The sequence below is a fragment of the Mesorhizobium sp. CNPSo 4671 genome (assembly GCF_057784245.1).
Genome location: NZ_JBWLUW010000001.1, coordinates 123761 through 137531 on the forward strand (window position 1 = coordinate 123761; position 13771 = coordinate 137531).

A 13771-nucleotide genomic window follows, 5' to 3' on the forward strand; every position below is an offset into this window, starting at 1 on the left:
ACCGACGACCGGACTGCCCGCCACGGCGTTCGGACCGGATTGGTGCGGTTACTGGAGCTTGCTCGGGTCGCCCGCCGATATCCGCGCGGTATCGCGATGAAGCAGCATGACCTGCTCGGCGTCCGATCTTCGGTCGTGAATCGGCTCCAGCGCGGCGTCTTCATCGAGCGCGAGAGCACCCGACAGATCGGGCGCAAGCACCGTCAGCTTCTGTTTGATGCCCCGCAGTTCCTCCTTGCCGAGCGTCAACCAGCTGTTGGTCCCGCAGTAGCTGGCGAAGTCTTCGCTGGCGAGAACGTTGTGCGGATATTTCTTGGTCAGGGTCTGGAGGCGCTGGACCTCGTTTACAGCCGAGCCGAAGGCAGAGAATGTGAGCCGGTCGGTAAGCCCGACATTGCCGAACATCACATTACCGACATGCAGGCCGATACCAAATTGTATGTCGCCCAATCCCTGCTCCTTCCTGCGCAGATTGAGATCCATCATGCGCGCGGTCGCTTTGTGCGCGGCCGCAAGAGCAGCCTGGCAGGCGACCTCGGACTGCGAGCGGTGCCTTTCGCAAGGGTAGACGGCAATGAAGCCATCCCCGATGAAACTCATGATCTGTCCGCCTTTGCGATTGAAAGGTGCGGCAACGGCGTCGAAAAACTGGTTCAGCGTATCGATATAGATTTCGCGGCCGGAGGTTTCGGCAAGCCTCGACGATCCACGCATATCGCCCATGACCAGCGCGGCCCGGATCGTATCGCCCTCGCCGCGCTTGATCTGGCCGTCCAGCACGCGCCTACCGGCGTCGCCGCCGAGATAGGTGGTCATCATGTTGTCGGCGAGCTTGGTGAGCACCGCCATCTTGGTTGCGATAGCGAGATGGCTCTGGATGCGCAGCAGCGCCGAAATCATGCTGTCGCTGAAGCCTGTTGCACTGTCGGTGGACCAGGACCCGATCATGCCCTGACTGGTGTTGCTGAAGGGATGGACGAAAGCCATGTAGTCGGTGACGCCGATAAGCCTGAGTTCATCGAAAATAGGAAACTCCGGCGGCAATGACGGGTCGATCCGGCGTCGCAGATGGTCGAGCTTGTTGCTGAGCAGATGGTAGTATGGGCTGGTCAGGAATCTGTCGGACGGCCCGCCGGGCTCGGCGCGGAAGCCTTCTACTTCGATGCCCTGGCCGCGAAACCAGGTGAAGCCAAGCGCGTCATAAAGCGGATGCAGCATCGAAAAGCTCAAATGCACCCGCTTCAGCGGCAGGCCGGCAGCAGCCAGCCGCTCGCAAAAGCCTTTTACCAATGTTTCCAGGTCGCTGCCCGCCAGCGCCGATTGGTTCAGCCAATCGGCAACCTTATCCATGAGAATGGTGGAAATTTCTGCTTGCGCTTTGCTCATGCTATCTCGAAACCCATTGAAGACCGGGCATTGTCCTTTGATCCGCCATAACACAGTCCGCCAACGACCCAAAGATAAAGCCCCGAAGTCAACGAGGCCGGCTTCGGCAGCATGCGGCAAGGAATTTCCCGGATGACCGTCCTTGCAACCAAGGAGCGGGCGTAACTGCATCTACGGCCTTATGTGGCGAGGCTGCCGGCGGAGTGCAATCACGATCCTGACATCCGGCAAAAAAATCGCCGGCTTAGACACCGTCAGGCCTTCACCACCGTGTCTCGGGCCAGCCCGAGGCGGCCAAAAACATTGCGTGTGTCGAGGATCAGAAGGGCGTGATCTGCGATGGTTTGATAGTCGATCGCATCGTGGTCGGTTGCAACGACGACAGCGTCGAAATCCTTCAAGGCCGCCTCGGTCAATTCGACCGAGCGGCGCCCCTTGATCGCCATATGCTCCCGTGTGGTCGGGATCTCGCTAACATGCGGATCGTGGAATTCCGCCTTGCCGCCCCATTCCTCGATGAGCTCAATGAGCCGCAACGAGGGGCTTTCGCGGATGTCGGGCACATTCTTCTTATAGGCCAGCCCGATGATGAGAATGCGCGAGCGGCTGAGCGCCTTGCCGCGGCGCCGGTCCAGCGCCTTCGCCAGTTCATCGACCACATGACGCGGCATGGCCGTGTTGATCTCTGCCGCCAGCTCGATGAAGCGGGTCGGCAGTTCGTATTCGCGCGCCTTCCACGTCAGGTAGAAGGGATCGATCGGAACGCAGTGCCCGCCAAGTCCGGGGCCAGGATAGAAAGGCATGTAGCCGAAGGGCTTGCTCTTTGCTGCCTCGATCACCTCCCAGATGTCGATGCCCATCGCACCGAGTACGACCTTCAATTCGTTGACGAGGGCTATGTTGACCGAACGGAAGATGTTTTCCGTCAGCTTGACCGCCTCGGCGGTCGCCGTGGTGGAAACCGGAACGACGGTCTTGACCACGCTTTGGTAGAAAGCTTGCACGAGCGCCGCCGCTTCAATGCCGTCGCCCGCCACGACCTTGGGTATCGTCGCGACTTCAAAGCTGCGGTTGCCGGGATCCTCGCGTTCGGGCGAGAAGCCGAGGAAGAAGTCTATCTTCGACTGCAAGCCGGTTGCTTCCAGGATGGGCTTGATCACGTCGTCGGTGGTGCCGGGATAGGTGGTCGATTCCAGCACGATGAGCTGGCCGAGGCGCAGATGCTTCGCGATAGTGCCAGCCGTGTTCGTGACAAAGGAGAGATCCGGCTCGCGGTGTTTCGTCAGCGGTGTCGGAACGCAGATGATGATGACATCGCAGTCGGCCAGTTCGGTAAAATCCGCGGTGGCGCGGAACCGTCCGCTCGCCACCTGACCGGCAAGGACTGCCGACGTCACTGCCTCGATGTAGGATTGGCCGTCGTTCAGGCTCTCGACCTTCCGGGCTTCGATGTCGAAGCCGGAGACCGGGAAGCCGGCGCGTGCGACCGCAACCGCCAGGGGTAACCCGACATAGCCCAGTCCGATCACGCCGACCTGCGCGGCGCGCGTCGAGATCCGGTTGAGAAGACGGTCATATATCGATTGTGAGGCGTCCAAAAGTCTGCTTTCCAGTCAATTCGGACAGGCTGTCCGTTGCCATGGTGAGGCTCACCTGGTCCCCGGAACCATGGCCGAGGCATATTGCGGAAGATCGGTTTCCGCAAGCCGTCATCAAACCGGCGCCTTCGCCTTCAGGCTTGCGGCAGCCATCGCATAGCCGCCCGCGGCGCCATCGATGAAATGAACATGATCGCGCTGCAGCGGCGAGGCGACGAGGCATGTCATCAAGGCCGATTTCTGGCGGTGCAGGCCGTAGCTGCAGATGCCCGTCTCTTCCGCCTGTTTCAGCCGGCTCTCGATCCGCTGCAACACATCCGCGTCAACGTCGATGGTCATCTTCAAGCCGTCGTCGAACTTCCGGAAATCCGAATTGCTGGCCACCTCGCGTTTGTAGACCTTCGGATCGAAACGACCGATGGTCCAGCCAAATCTGTCGGTGACCGCCGTAAGCGTCATCAGGAATATCACCCACAGCTTCGCCAGCCACCGCCGCCCTGGCGGCGCCGTGGCCCGCGCCTCGACATCAAGGCCGGCGGGCAAGAGACTGTAGCCCGGCCCTTCCACCGGCACCGGGTGGCCATCGCGCTCCTGCCTGCCGGCAAGGGCGATGATGTCGGAAGCCAGAAACTGAAAACCGCGCAAATCGCGCGACACTCCCGGTATGGCTATGATCGAGACGATTTCGCCGTGCCGGGCTTCTATCGGGTTCCAGCGGCAGGAGAGGCCGGTCAGATCCGGCCGCGCGCCGGCCGGCGCGGGATCTATGCGGTAGCGCCCGGCTTTCATCTCGGCCTCCGCCCAACTGCCGCCACCGCCGGCGAACATGGCATAGAAGACCGCTTCGGAGGCCTGGAACCGCGCCACGCGAACGTCGAGGCCTTGCGCTCTTATATCCTCTATTGGCACGATTGCGGCACGCAAGGTCAGGTCCAGTTCGTCCGCCACCCATCTCTGGACAGCCGCCAGCGCGTTGCGGGTGACCTCCAACGCCGAGCCGGGAAACGCCACGAGCGCACCGTCGCCGCCGAAGACAAAGGGGAGATCTTGCCGGCCCAGCGCATTGAGCAGCGCCGAAATGACGCTGGCGCCGGCCATGTTGACGGTTTTGTAGCGCCCGGCCTCGATCGCCTTGGTCGAGCCGACGATGTCGGCGGTGGCCAGCGCCCAATCATCAGGGAGAGGCCGATAGTTGTCGATATCGGCAACGCTTTCGAACTTTGCGAAAACCGGCAGGGAAGCGACAAACGGGTCGGACGCGGCAGCTGTTTCCATGAGCATCAGATAGCACATTCCACGGCTTGAAGGCGAAGGCGATCATGCTTTGAAATTGACTTGCGCAGGCTTTCTGGGGATAGGTCCGGCGATGCGAATTGCCTTCTACGCGGCGCTGAAGTCGCCCAACCATCCCGTTGCCTCCGGCGACCGCCAGATGGCACGGATGCTCATCAAGGCGCTGGAGCACGCAGGGCACAGCGTCGAACTGGCATCCGAATTACGCTTCTATCTACGCGATCCGGAATTGAAAAGTTTCGAAGCGCTCAAGATCGAGGCCCGAGAAGAAGCCGCGCGGCTGACCAAGCTTTGGGATCGTGACGGCAAGCCCGATCTTTGGTTCACCTATCATCCCTACTACAAGGCGCCCGACCTGATCGGGCCCGGGTTAGCGTCGGCCTTTGCTGTCCCCTATGTGACAGCGGAAGCCTCCTATTCGAGGCGGCGCAATTCCGGCTTGTGGGCCGATGCGCAAGCGTTGGTGGCGGGCGCCGTCGCACAGGCGGCGCTGAACATCTGCTTCACGCAAAGGGATCGTCAGGGACTGGCGGATGCGACCCCCGACGCCGCTTTCGGCATGCTTTCGCCCTTCATCGACACATCTGTGTTCCTGGAAACGCCGGCACGGGGTTGTCCGACGCGCCTCGTTACCGTCGCGATGATGCGCCAAGGCGACAAAGTCGAAAGCTATCGCATGCTGGCGCAGGCGCTCGCTTCGATCGGCCACCTGCCCTGGACCATGTCGGTCGTCGGGGACGGGCCGGCCCGTGACGAGGTCAAGGCGCAATTCGCCGGCTTGCCCGCCGACCGTATCGAATGGTTTGGCGCGATTGAGCCAGCCGCCGTGCCGGATGTCCTGTGCAGTGGGGGAATTTACGTCTGGCCAGGTTACGGCGAGGCCTATGGCGTTGCCTATCTTGAAGCGCAGGCCGCCGGCCTGCCGGTGGTGGCCCAGGATATCGCCGGCGTGCCGGAGGTCGTGCGGGATGGCCAGACCGGGTTTCTCACCCCGCCGGGCGATGTGGCGGCGTTCGCTTCCGCCATTGAAAGGCTGCTGGGCCGTAACGACGAAAGAACCATCATGGCCGCAAAAGCCAGACGTTTCGTCCTCGAAGAACGTTCCCTCGGTGGTGCAGCGGCGCGTCTGGCCGAACTTCTCGCGAAGGTCCCGGTTTCATGACATCCGATCAGATCTGGCAGCCATTGGTGGAACAACTGGCGCGCGGGCAACGGGCGGGCCGTAAGGCAGAGTTCTGGCTGCGCGACGATGACGCCGTGGAGCCGACGCCTGCGCTTGATCGGCTGCTCGACCTCACGGGCGAATTCGCGGTTCCGGTCACTCTGGCCGTCATTCCGGCCGTGACCGATGAGAAGCTTGTCGCCCGGCTTGACGAGGCGCCGCATGCCACGGTCGCCATCCATGGCTGGGCGCACCGGAATCATGCGCCCGAGGACCAGAAGAAGCAGGAGCTCGGCCCGCATCGGCCACGCGAGGTGGTGCTCGATGATCTGGCGCGCGGACTGTCGCACGTAACCGGCCTGCACGGCGCACGTGCCGTTCCGATGCTGGTGCCACCCTGGAACAGGATCGACGCCGGCTTGGTATCCGACCTTGGATCGATAGGATTTGCGGCATTGTCGGTCTATGGGCCGCCGAAGCCGGCTTCGCTGCCGGTCATCAACAGCAATGTCGACATCATGGATTGGCATGGCACGCGCGGTTGCCGCGATCATGGCCTGTTGGTTCAGGCTATCGCCGCGCAATTGCAGCATGCATTCGACGGCGGCGAACCGGTCGGCCTGCTCACCCACCATCTCGTACATGATGAATCGGCCTGGCTTTTCCTCGAAGGGCTGTTCACAGTCACCGCGCAGACCGAGGCCTGTGCATGGCTTCCGATCAGGACACTGATCGGGCGTAGCGCCGGCTCAGGAAAATAGCTCAGCGCTTTTTGTCTAATGAGATCGGAAATTTGAGCGTTTGGCCATCCCGCGCGGCAAAAGCGCCGGCAAACCTGTCTTTGGCCAGTTTCTCCATCTCGTCCAATTCCCCGTCGGTGCGCGACGGTTCGTGGTGAAACAGCGCAAGCCCGCGCGCACCGGCGGCCTCACAGAGCTTGACGCCCTGTTGCCATGTCGAGTGCCCGTTGCCGCGGTAGCGCTCCATTTCCTCCTCGGTGTAGGTGCAATCGTAAATGACGAGGTCGGCATCTTCGATCAGCCGGAGCACCGCCTGATCGAGTTTGCCCGGTTCGTGCTCGGTGTCGGTGATCACCGCCACGACGCGGCCGCCCCATTCGACCCGGTAGCCTATGCAGCCGCCTGGATGGGTAAGACTGCCGGTTCGCACCACCACCCCTTCGCGCGGCCGAAGCACGTCTCCGGATACGAAATCGCGGTAGTCGAGATTTGCCTTGCAGATGTCCAGTTTCACCGGAAACCACGGCGGCCGAATGAACTCATCGACCATCTCGCGGGTCGTCATGCGTCCAGCGAGATGCCCGGACCAAAGTGTAACCTTGAAGCCCCTTTCATAGATAGGCTTGAAGGCCGGCAGCCCGATGATGTGATCGTAGTGGCAATGGGTGAAAAACAGGTCGAAATCGGTCACGCCCGACGCCCGAAGCGCCCTGCCGGCAGGCCGCAGGCCAGAGCCTGCATCGAACAGAAGCGTATCCTTGCCGCACCGCATCTCGATGCAGCTTGTGTTGCCGCCATAGCGGGAGAATTCTGGCCCCGATACCGGAATGCTGCCGCGCACGCCCCAAAACCTGACCAGGAAAACGTCGTCGTCCATGCTACCCCTTCGCAGTCAAGTCGCCCATGGTAGCCAGTGCCATCACGGCGGCGAGGACTAAGCTCACGTCACGTGTCACTTGGCGCTTCGTGCGTCGATCAGATCCGCGGTCGTATGGCTTAGGCGATCGGCAAGAACCCGCACCATCTCGATGGTCATTTCCGGGAACTCCTTCATAAGCCTCAGGAAATGATCCTTGCGGATTCTCAAGGCTTCCAGCTGACTTGCGGCCCTGACGGTGGCGGTGCGGGAGCTGTTGCACAATATGGCGATCTCGCCAACTATCGAATTTGGCACCAGTTCGGCGACTTTTATCGGTCCGCTGTCGGAATCGACCAGAATATCCGCCCTGCCTGAAAGGATGACATAAGCGGCGTCTCCCTCGTCGCCCTGCCGGAAAAGGATCTCGCCGGCGCTGTAGCTCACGCGATCGGATGTGAACGCAAGCAGCTTGAGCTTTGCCGGCTCTACGCCAGAGAACAAGGGAACGCGTTGCAGCATTCCAACCTCATCCTTGAGCAGCATTGTCGCAAACCTTCCCAAAAATTCGCGTTTGCCAGACTAGAGCAACGGCCGCCCGGATGAAATCAATTCCGTTTCCGGGATGGCGAGACATCTCTCTATGACACCAGCTCTTTGAAGATACCGTTCCCGGCCAAAAGTGTCTCGTGTGTTCCGTCTTCCACCAATTGACCCGAGTCGAAGACAATGACGCGATCGAACATCATCGCCATTGCCGGGTTCGTCACGGCCCACACAATTGCCGGTGAGTGGCCGTTGCATCTGGCTTCCTCGAGCACGTTGCGCAGCACCTTGTCCTGCATGCGCTGATCGAGCGCCGACAGCGGCCGGTTGAGAATGAGGAAATCGGGACGCTTGAGGAGGGCACGGGCAACATCGAGCTTCTGTCGCTGTCCACCGGTCAGTCGCCTGCCGCCGGCGCCGACGTTGAAGTCCAGGCCGACATCCAGAAGCTCGGCATAAAGCCCCAGTTCGTCGAGAATGTCATAGACGATGGAGCGTATGCGGTCCGGCGCGTCGGGATGGTTGTTGCCCACACGCCCGAACAGGACATTGTCCATGACGGTAGCCGCGGCAATGTATTTGGCAGGATCATACCGTTCGACCGCATTCTGCAGCTCGGGCGGCAGGTTTTCATAGAACCGGTTGCGAGCGGCGACGATCTGGCTCATCAGCTCGTCGCTCAGCAGGCCGAAACGGTGCCGGGGCTCGATATAGGCAAAACTCAAGGTGACGATCATGGCTCGATCGCTCTCCGAAACCGCCTCGTAGGGACGGTTCTTGAGCCGTTGCAGCAAGGTTTCGTAGGCGGGTATCTCTTCGGCGCTCATGAAGGCGAGCTGCTGGAAGAACTGGTGATCGGGCGGCAGGTCGGCGAACAGCTCGATCGCCTGTTCGGCGATCTCCATGCCCATTTCGTAGAGCGTGCGGTCGAGGCCGGCTTGCTTCAGCACGGAAGCGAAATAGGGATTGGCCGCCAGGGCCCTGTCGGCCAGTTCGGGGCCGGCGGCGGCGCCGAAGAGCAGGTTTTGGCCGATCGTTGCTTCCTTGTTGTAGGCGCCCGGTTCGAAAGGAGCCACCAGTCCGCTGAGCCCCTCATGTTCCAGCCGGGCCCGCAGCGCCGCGCGCAGTTCGACGATCCGCCTGGGAAGCTCCGTGTGACGCTTGAGGTCGGCCGAAGAGCGCAGGCCAAGATCCAGGATGTCGCGCGACAGAACAACCGCGTCGAGCACCCGGCGCACGGCTTCAAAGAGGTCGTGCGGGCCGGTGGCGCCAGCGGAAGCGTAGTCGATCCAGTCGCTGTGGGTATCGAGATCCGTATTGCCGGACCGGCGCGCCTCGTTGATGTTCCAGCGGCGCTGGTCTGCCGCGGCACCGTCATAGGTCACCGACGTCAGCGGCGCATGCTTCAACCCGTAGAGCAGGTTATCGCGGAGGCTTGCTTGGAACAGGAAAACGTCCGACGAGGCATAGGACATGCGCCGGCCGGTCACGGCCTCAGGGAGTTCAAGCAGATCGTCGGCGCCTGAAGCGACCCTGCCGCTGTCCGGCCAGTTCAGCCGTGCGAAGGCTTCTGCAAGCGCCTCCGCTCCACCTGTTGCGGTGCTGACCAGCGCCACCGTCTCACCCGGCTTGATCTGGAGGGAGATACGGTCGAGGAGCATGGCACCGCCATCGTCCGCTATGGACAGACTGATCGCCGACAGCGGGTCGGTCATCGGACCGGGATCGTCGACTGTCAGGGCCCCGATTCTCGGCGCAATGAGATCCTCGACGGTAAACTGTTCAACGACCTGCTGATATTTGACCTGGACATCCTGCCGTGCCTGATCCCAATCGATCAGTTCCTTCATCGGTCCGGGCAGGTCCTTGTAGGCGCTGATCACGGCCACGAGCTGGCCGACGTCCAGCCGCCCCTGGATGACCAGATAGCCGCCGATCATGTAGAACAGGAAGGGCGTGACCTGTGCGAGAAAATTGTTGAGGAACTTTACCATGAATTTCCATTGGTAAAGATCGAAGCGGATCTTGAAGATGAGCCCGAGCCGGGCAGCTATGTCGGCGCGCTCGTAGTTTGATGTATCGTGGACGTGAACCGTGCCGATGCCGTCGACGATTTCGCCGACCCGGCCCGAAAGCGCGCGCGCCGTCAGCTGCCGTTCGCGCCCGAGCACGATCAACCGGCGCCGCATTCGCGGGATGAGCACGATCTGGATCGCCACGATGACGAGCGCTATCATCCCGAGCCAGACATTCTGAACCATGATGAACAGCATGGCCGTCAGCGCCTGGCCGCCAAGCAGCACCGGCTGAAGGAAGGCATCGCCGATGAAGCCGCCCAGCGGCTCGACCTCGTCCTTCACCATGGTCGCCACTTCGGCGGATTTCACTCGCGTGAAGTAACTCGGCGGGAACCGCAGCACACGATCGACCAGATCGAAGCGGATACGCCGCAGCATGCGCTCGCCGAGGCGGCCCTTGTAGGTGTTGATGTAGAGTTTGAACAGGCCGTTGATAACGACCAGCAACAGGAACACAAAACTGAGGGCAAACAGCGTCTCCTTGCGGTCGAGCTGAAAACCGGAAAAGAACTGGACCTCTCCAAAGAACGGCAGATCATAGTGCAGCTTCAGGAATGGCCGGGTCGCGTCCGCTTGCTCGAAGCCGCGACCTTGGATCGGGCCATTGACGATCAGCTTCGGCAGGTCGAAGGACATGAAATACGGGATCATCGAAAGCAAGACGATCAACACTATCCCGACCTGCTGCTTCTTGGTGTGTGTCCAGATATAGCGGGCTAGGCTGGGTTCCATATGCGACTGTGGGCCTTCAGTTTAAAGAACAAAAGTAAAAGCACCGGCTGGTGAACGGCGCATCGGCAATCATCGCCGGCGACACGCTCGGAGCCTGCGAGGCGGCTTTGCGGGCAAGATTGCGTTGTGTCGCCCGAAATCCCAACATACAAGGCGAATATGATGGATGTCACGCAACCACGCAATGTCGGCACGGACGGGCACGAGCAGGCCCTGGACCTCACGCGGGGAATTGCCGCTTATGTCAACCATCCTCTCGTGGCAGGGCTGGCGCGCGTCATCGCCAAGCATCCAGAGGCCGATATCGCCAATGCCTTCAACCACAAGCAGGTCGCCTGCAAGATGTGGGCGCTCGACAGGCTGTTCGAAAGCAGCGGCGGCCGGTTCGGGCGCATATGGGTTCTGGGTGGATGGTACGGCGTCTTGCCGGCAATGCTTTTCAACGACGCCCGCTTCGACATCGCGGCGGTCGACAGCATCGACATCGATCCCGAAGTCGAGCGGGTCGCCCGGACCCTCAACCGGCAAGCCGGAGATCGCTTCCAGGCGCTGACGGCAGATATGTACGCGCTCGACTATGCGGCCGGGGGGGCCGACCTGATCGTCAATACGAGCTGCGAACATATAGCCGATCTCCCCGCCTGGCTTGCCCTGCTTCCGCGAGGCACGAATGTTCTGCTGCAATCCAACGATTATTTCAGCGAGCCGACGCATATCAACTGCGTGGCTTCACTGGTAGCCTTCGAAGCCATGGCGGCGCTCCGGGAGGTGCGGTTTTCCGGCGAACTGCCGACAAAAAAATATACGCGCTTCATGCTGATCGGGACTGTTTGATGCATTTCGCTCAAAACTGCGCAGCGGTTTTGGGACAACGGCATAACCAAGGACTTGAAGCGCGTCGCACTCGCCAGACACGGTGCGTGTGAAAGCCGACAGGGCCGTTTAGGATCCATCGGCTGTTTGATCATGGGCCTTTCCGAAACCAGCCCCCATTTCCAGGGACCATGTTCGATACCGCTCGCGCAGGATCTGCGCCGAGTGACGCGCGCCTTCCAGGTCGAGACGGTGCGCGGATGGCATCGGTCCCACAAGTGCCTGTTCGATCGCTCGCGCCAAGCCCTCAGGCGTCAAGTCGTTTTCGGTCAGCACCGTTGCAAGACCGAGTTCTTCGAGCATCAGGGCGCGAACCGTCTGTTCGGTTTCGCCGCCGGCTGCGAATGGAACCAGCAAGGAGCGACAACCCGCGCGCAGGACATCGCAGACCGTGTTGTAACCTGCCTGCGAGACCGACAGGCGGGTGCCGGTCAGCAGGCTGGCGAAATCCTCGCGGAACCGGAAGATGGACAGGCCCGGCGTGGCATCGCGTGTGATCGCGTCAAACTCGTCTTTCGGCAGGTTTGGGCCGGTAATCAGGCACCATTTCCAACCGTTGTCGGCATTCCGCGCCGCTGCGATGGTGGCGTTGACAAGGCTCTTTCCGGCAGCCCCGCCGCCAACCGACACCAGGACGTCGAAGCGCTCGGAGGCCGCGGGCGGCGGCGGCGCGGCAACGAGCCCTGTGTAAGTGATCTCGGCCTTGATCGCCCCAGCCAGTGGAAATGTCCTGTCGATGGTCGCGAAAGCCGGATCGCCGTGGACCATGACAAGATCGAAATGCCTGTTGATGAGATCGACCGTTTCCTCGTTTCGGCCCGGCTTGACGCGCTCCTGAAGGATATCGCGGACCGACGTCGCCAGCAGCGGCCTGGGCGACGCCGCCTCAATGGCCTCGATCAGCGGCAAGAGTTCGAAACGCATCTGCCGGCGTCCAAATGGAAACGCCTCGATGATGACGATGTCAGGCCTGCAATCGCGGAATGCCTGCAGCAGCATCCCAGAACGCAATGTCTTGAAATCATCGTCGATGGGTTTGCCCTTTAGGTCGACCAGTCCGGAAAATCCTTCATCGCCGGAGGTGACGGGTGGCAGGGCTACAGATTTTACCCCTGGTCCCGGAAACCCCGCGATCGGCGCCCCGCCGGTCACGACAGTGACGTCGAACCCGTCATCGACCAGGGCCGCCGCAATGCGGCTGGCGCGCGCGAGATGGCCGATGCCGAGCAGGTGCTGGACATAGAAGAAAGCGCGCAGCTGCTTCATTCGGCAGCCCGCCACTCCTGCTGGAACAGTTGCTTGAGCTGTCCAATGCTTGCCGTATGATCGAAATTGCTTCGCACGCGCCGCTCCGCGGCGTCGCCCAGGCGGGCGCGCAGCATGGGATCGCGGATCAGGCGCTCCAGCGCCTGTGCCAGAGCAATCGGGTTTTCCGTCGGAACCAGCAGCCCGGTTTCCTCGGGCGATAAAAGCTCCGGCACGCCGGAAATATCGGTCGACACGCAGGCAAGCCGCTGGCTGGCCGCCTCCACCAGAACATTCGGCAGGCCGTCACGGTCGCCATTGGCAGTGATCCTGCAGGCGAGGGCGAAAATGTCGGCGCCTCGGTAGTGCTCAAGCACCTCCTTTTGCGCCAGCGCGCCTTTCCAGGAGACGCGGCCATCCAGTCCGAGCTTTCGCGCCAGCACCTTGAGTCGTTCCAGTTCCTCGCCGCCGCCGACATGCTCGAACCGCCACGCCAAATCGCCAGGCAAGAGGGCAAGGGCCTCCAGCAATGTATCGTAGCCCTTCTTTGCAACGGCGCGCCCGACACTCAAAACGACAACCGGTTCGCCCGGCGCCGAGCCGTCGTGCTGTTTTCGCGCCTCGCTAAAACTGCCGAAGCGATCAAGGTCGAGCCCGTGATAGCTCAGATGCACAGGCGAATTGCCGTTGGCCAGTGCTTTCAGACGGTCGAAGCCGGTTTTCGTGCAAGTGACCGTCCAGCGCGCCGAGGAAAGCTTGCCGGCCAGGTCCCAATCCGCCGAAGTCCAGATGTCCTTGGCATGGGCCGAGCAACTCCATGGCAGGCCACGAAGCTGGCTGGCATAGCGCGTCACCGATGCCGGCGTGTGCGCGAAATGTGCATGCAACCATCCCGCGTCTTCAGGCCATTCGGCCGCCAGCACAAGCGCTTGCCCGAAGCGGCGTACGCGATTGCGCGTAAAGTCGCGGGGGATATCGGCAGCCAGCGATCCGAGCGCGCGCCAGAAGCCCGGCCGCGGCAGACAAGCAAACAGCGAGCGAACCACGCGCAGCGGCTCTTGATGCAGATATTCCGGCAGATAGTGGACGGGCGCTTTGATCTCGTCATGCACAGGGTGGCGTTTTGCGTCGGTCGGCCGCCTGAGCGCGACGAGTATCAGATCGAACCCCGCACGCTCCAGACCGAGCAGTTCCTGCGCGATGAAGGTTTCCGACAGCCGCGGATAGCCCTTCAGAACCACGACGATCTTGCGATGTTGCAA

Annotated in this window: 11 protein-coding genes; 3 read left to right on the forward strand and 8 right to left on the reverse strand. The window is 61.6% G+C overall.

Going from position 1 to position 13771, the window contains the following annotated elements; all coding sequences use genetic code 11:
• Positions 1-48: 48 nt before the first annotated feature.
• From AC04SF_RS00500 to AC04SF_RS00510, 3 genes are all read right to left on the reverse strand, one after another.
• Positions 49-1386, reverse strand: coding sequence for an adenylate/guanylate cyclase domain-containing protein (locus tag AC04SF_RS00500; protein WP_488476654.1), 1338 nt, complete (start codon positions 1384-1386; stop codon positions 49-51).
• 254 nt (positions 1387-1640) lie between these two features.
• Positions 1641-2984 carry a nucleotide sugar dehydrogenase gene (locus AC04SF_RS00505; RefSeq protein WP_488476044.1) on the reverse strand — a complete coding sequence of 448 codons (1344 nt, stop codon included), beginning with the start codon at positions 2982-2984 and terminating at the stop codon, positions 1641-1643.
• Between the two features lie 114 nt (positions 2985-3098).
• The gene (locus tag AC04SF_RS00510) at positions 3099-4277 is read right to left on the reverse strand and encodes a DUF3095 domain-containing protein (protein ID WP_488476045.1); all 1179 of its coding nucleotides are present in this window, start codon (positions 4275-4277) and stop codon (positions 3099-3101) included.
• Positions 4278-4350: 73 nt separating this feature from the next.
• Between AC04SF_RS00510 and AC04SF_RS00515 the strand changes: the two genes are divergently transcribed.
• Both AC04SF_RS00515 and AC04SF_RS00520 read left to right on the forward strand, forming a co-directional pair.
• Positions 4351-5439: a glycosyltransferase family 4 protein gene (locus AC04SF_RS00515; protein WP_488476046.1), complete on the forward strand. Its 1089-nt coding sequence runs from the start codon at positions 4351-4353 to the stop codon at positions 5437-5439.
• Positions 5436-6200 (forward strand): polysaccharide deacetylase family protein, encoded by a 765-nt coding sequence (locus AC04SF_RS00520; protein ID WP_488476047.1) that lies wholly within the window; start codon positions 5436-5438, stop codon positions 6198-6200. Before AC04SF_RS00515 ends, AC04SF_RS00520 begins: the two co-directional genes overlap by 4 nt.
• 1 nt (position 6201) lies before the next feature.
• Here the strand turns inward: AC04SF_RS00520 and AC04SF_RS00525 are convergent, their stop codons facing one another.
• From AC04SF_RS00525 to AC04SF_RS00535, 3 genes are all read right to left on the reverse strand, one after another.
• Entirely contained in the window at positions 6202-7056 is an 855-nt protein-coding gene (locus tag AC04SF_RS00525) for an MBL fold metallo-hydrolase (RefSeq protein ID WP_488476048.1), read from the reverse strand.
• 75 nt (positions 7057-7131) lie between these two features.
• Positions 7132-7581 (reverse strand): cyclic nucleotide-binding domain-containing protein, encoded by a 450-nt coding sequence (locus AC04SF_RS00530; protein WP_096455104.1) that lies wholly within the window; start codon positions 7579-7581, stop codon positions 7132-7134.
• 95 nt (positions 7582-7676) lie between these two features.
• Entirely contained in the window at positions 7677-10391 is a 2715-nt protein-coding gene (locus tag AC04SF_RS00535; protein WP_488476049.1) for an ABC transporter transmembrane domain-containing protein, read from the reverse strand.
• Positions 10392-10553: 162 nt separating this feature from the next.
• Between AC04SF_RS00535 and AC04SF_RS00540 the strand changes: the two genes are divergently transcribed.
• Positions 10554-11225 carry a class I SAM-dependent methyltransferase gene (locus tag AC04SF_RS00540; RefSeq protein WP_488476050.1) on the forward strand — a complete coding sequence of 224 codons (672 nt, stop codon included), beginning with the start codon at positions 10554-10556 and terminating at the stop codon, positions 11223-11225.
• Positions 11226-11333: 108 nt separating this feature from the next.
• Here AC04SF_RS00540 and AC04SF_RS00545 read toward each other — a convergent pair whose 3' ends face one another.
• Positions 11334-12530, reverse strand: a complete 1197-nt coding sequence (locus AC04SF_RS00545; protein WP_488476051.1) for a glycosyltransferase family protein — start codon at positions 12528-12530, stop codon at positions 11334-11336.
• A complete protein-coding gene (locus AC04SF_RS00550) occupies positions 12527-13771 on the reverse strand; it encodes a glycosyltransferase family 4 protein (protein ID WP_488476052.1) in 1245 nt (414 codons plus the stop codon). Before AC04SF_RS00550 ends, AC04SF_RS00545 begins: the two co-directional genes overlap by 4 nt.

Bases quoted from the DNA above. Each gene is read 5' to 3' on its own strand.
- AC04SF_RS00500 (WP_488476654.1), bottom strand. From the start codon at position 1,386: ATGAGCAAAGCGCAAGCAGAAATTTCCACCATTCTCATGGATAAGGTT.
- AC04SF_RS00510 (WP_488476045.1), bottom strand. From the start codon at position 4,277: ATGTGCTATCTGATGCTCATGGAAACAGCTGCCGCGTCCGACCCGTTT.
- AC04SF_RS00515 (WP_488476046.1), top strand. From the start codon at position 4,351: ATGCGAATTGCCTTCTACGCGGCGCTGAAGTCGCCCAACCATCCCGTT.
- AC04SF_RS00520 (WP_488476047.1), top strand. From the start codon at position 5,436: ATGACATCCGATCAGATCTGGCAGCCATTGGTGGAACAACTGGCGCGC.
- AC04SF_RS00525 (WP_488476048.1), bottom strand. From the start codon at position 7,056: ATGGACGACGACGTTTTCCTGGTCAGGTTTTGGGGCGTGCGCGGCAGC.
- AC04SF_RS00530 (WP_096455104.1), bottom strand. From the start codon at position 7,581: ATGCTGCTCAAGGATGAGGTTGGAATGCTGCAACGCGTTCCCTTGTTC.
- AC04SF_RS00535 (WP_488476049.1), bottom strand. From the start codon at position 10,391: ATGGAACCCAGCCTAGCCCGCTATATCTGGACACACACCAAGAAGCAG.
- AC04SF_RS00540 (WP_488476050.1), top strand. From the start codon at position 10,554: ATGGATGTCACGCAACCACGCAATGTCGGCACGGACGGGCACGAGCAG.
- AC04SF_RS00545 (WP_488476051.1), bottom strand. From the start codon at position 12,530: ATGAAGCAGCTGCGCGCTTTCTTCTATGTCCAGCACCTGCTCGGCATC.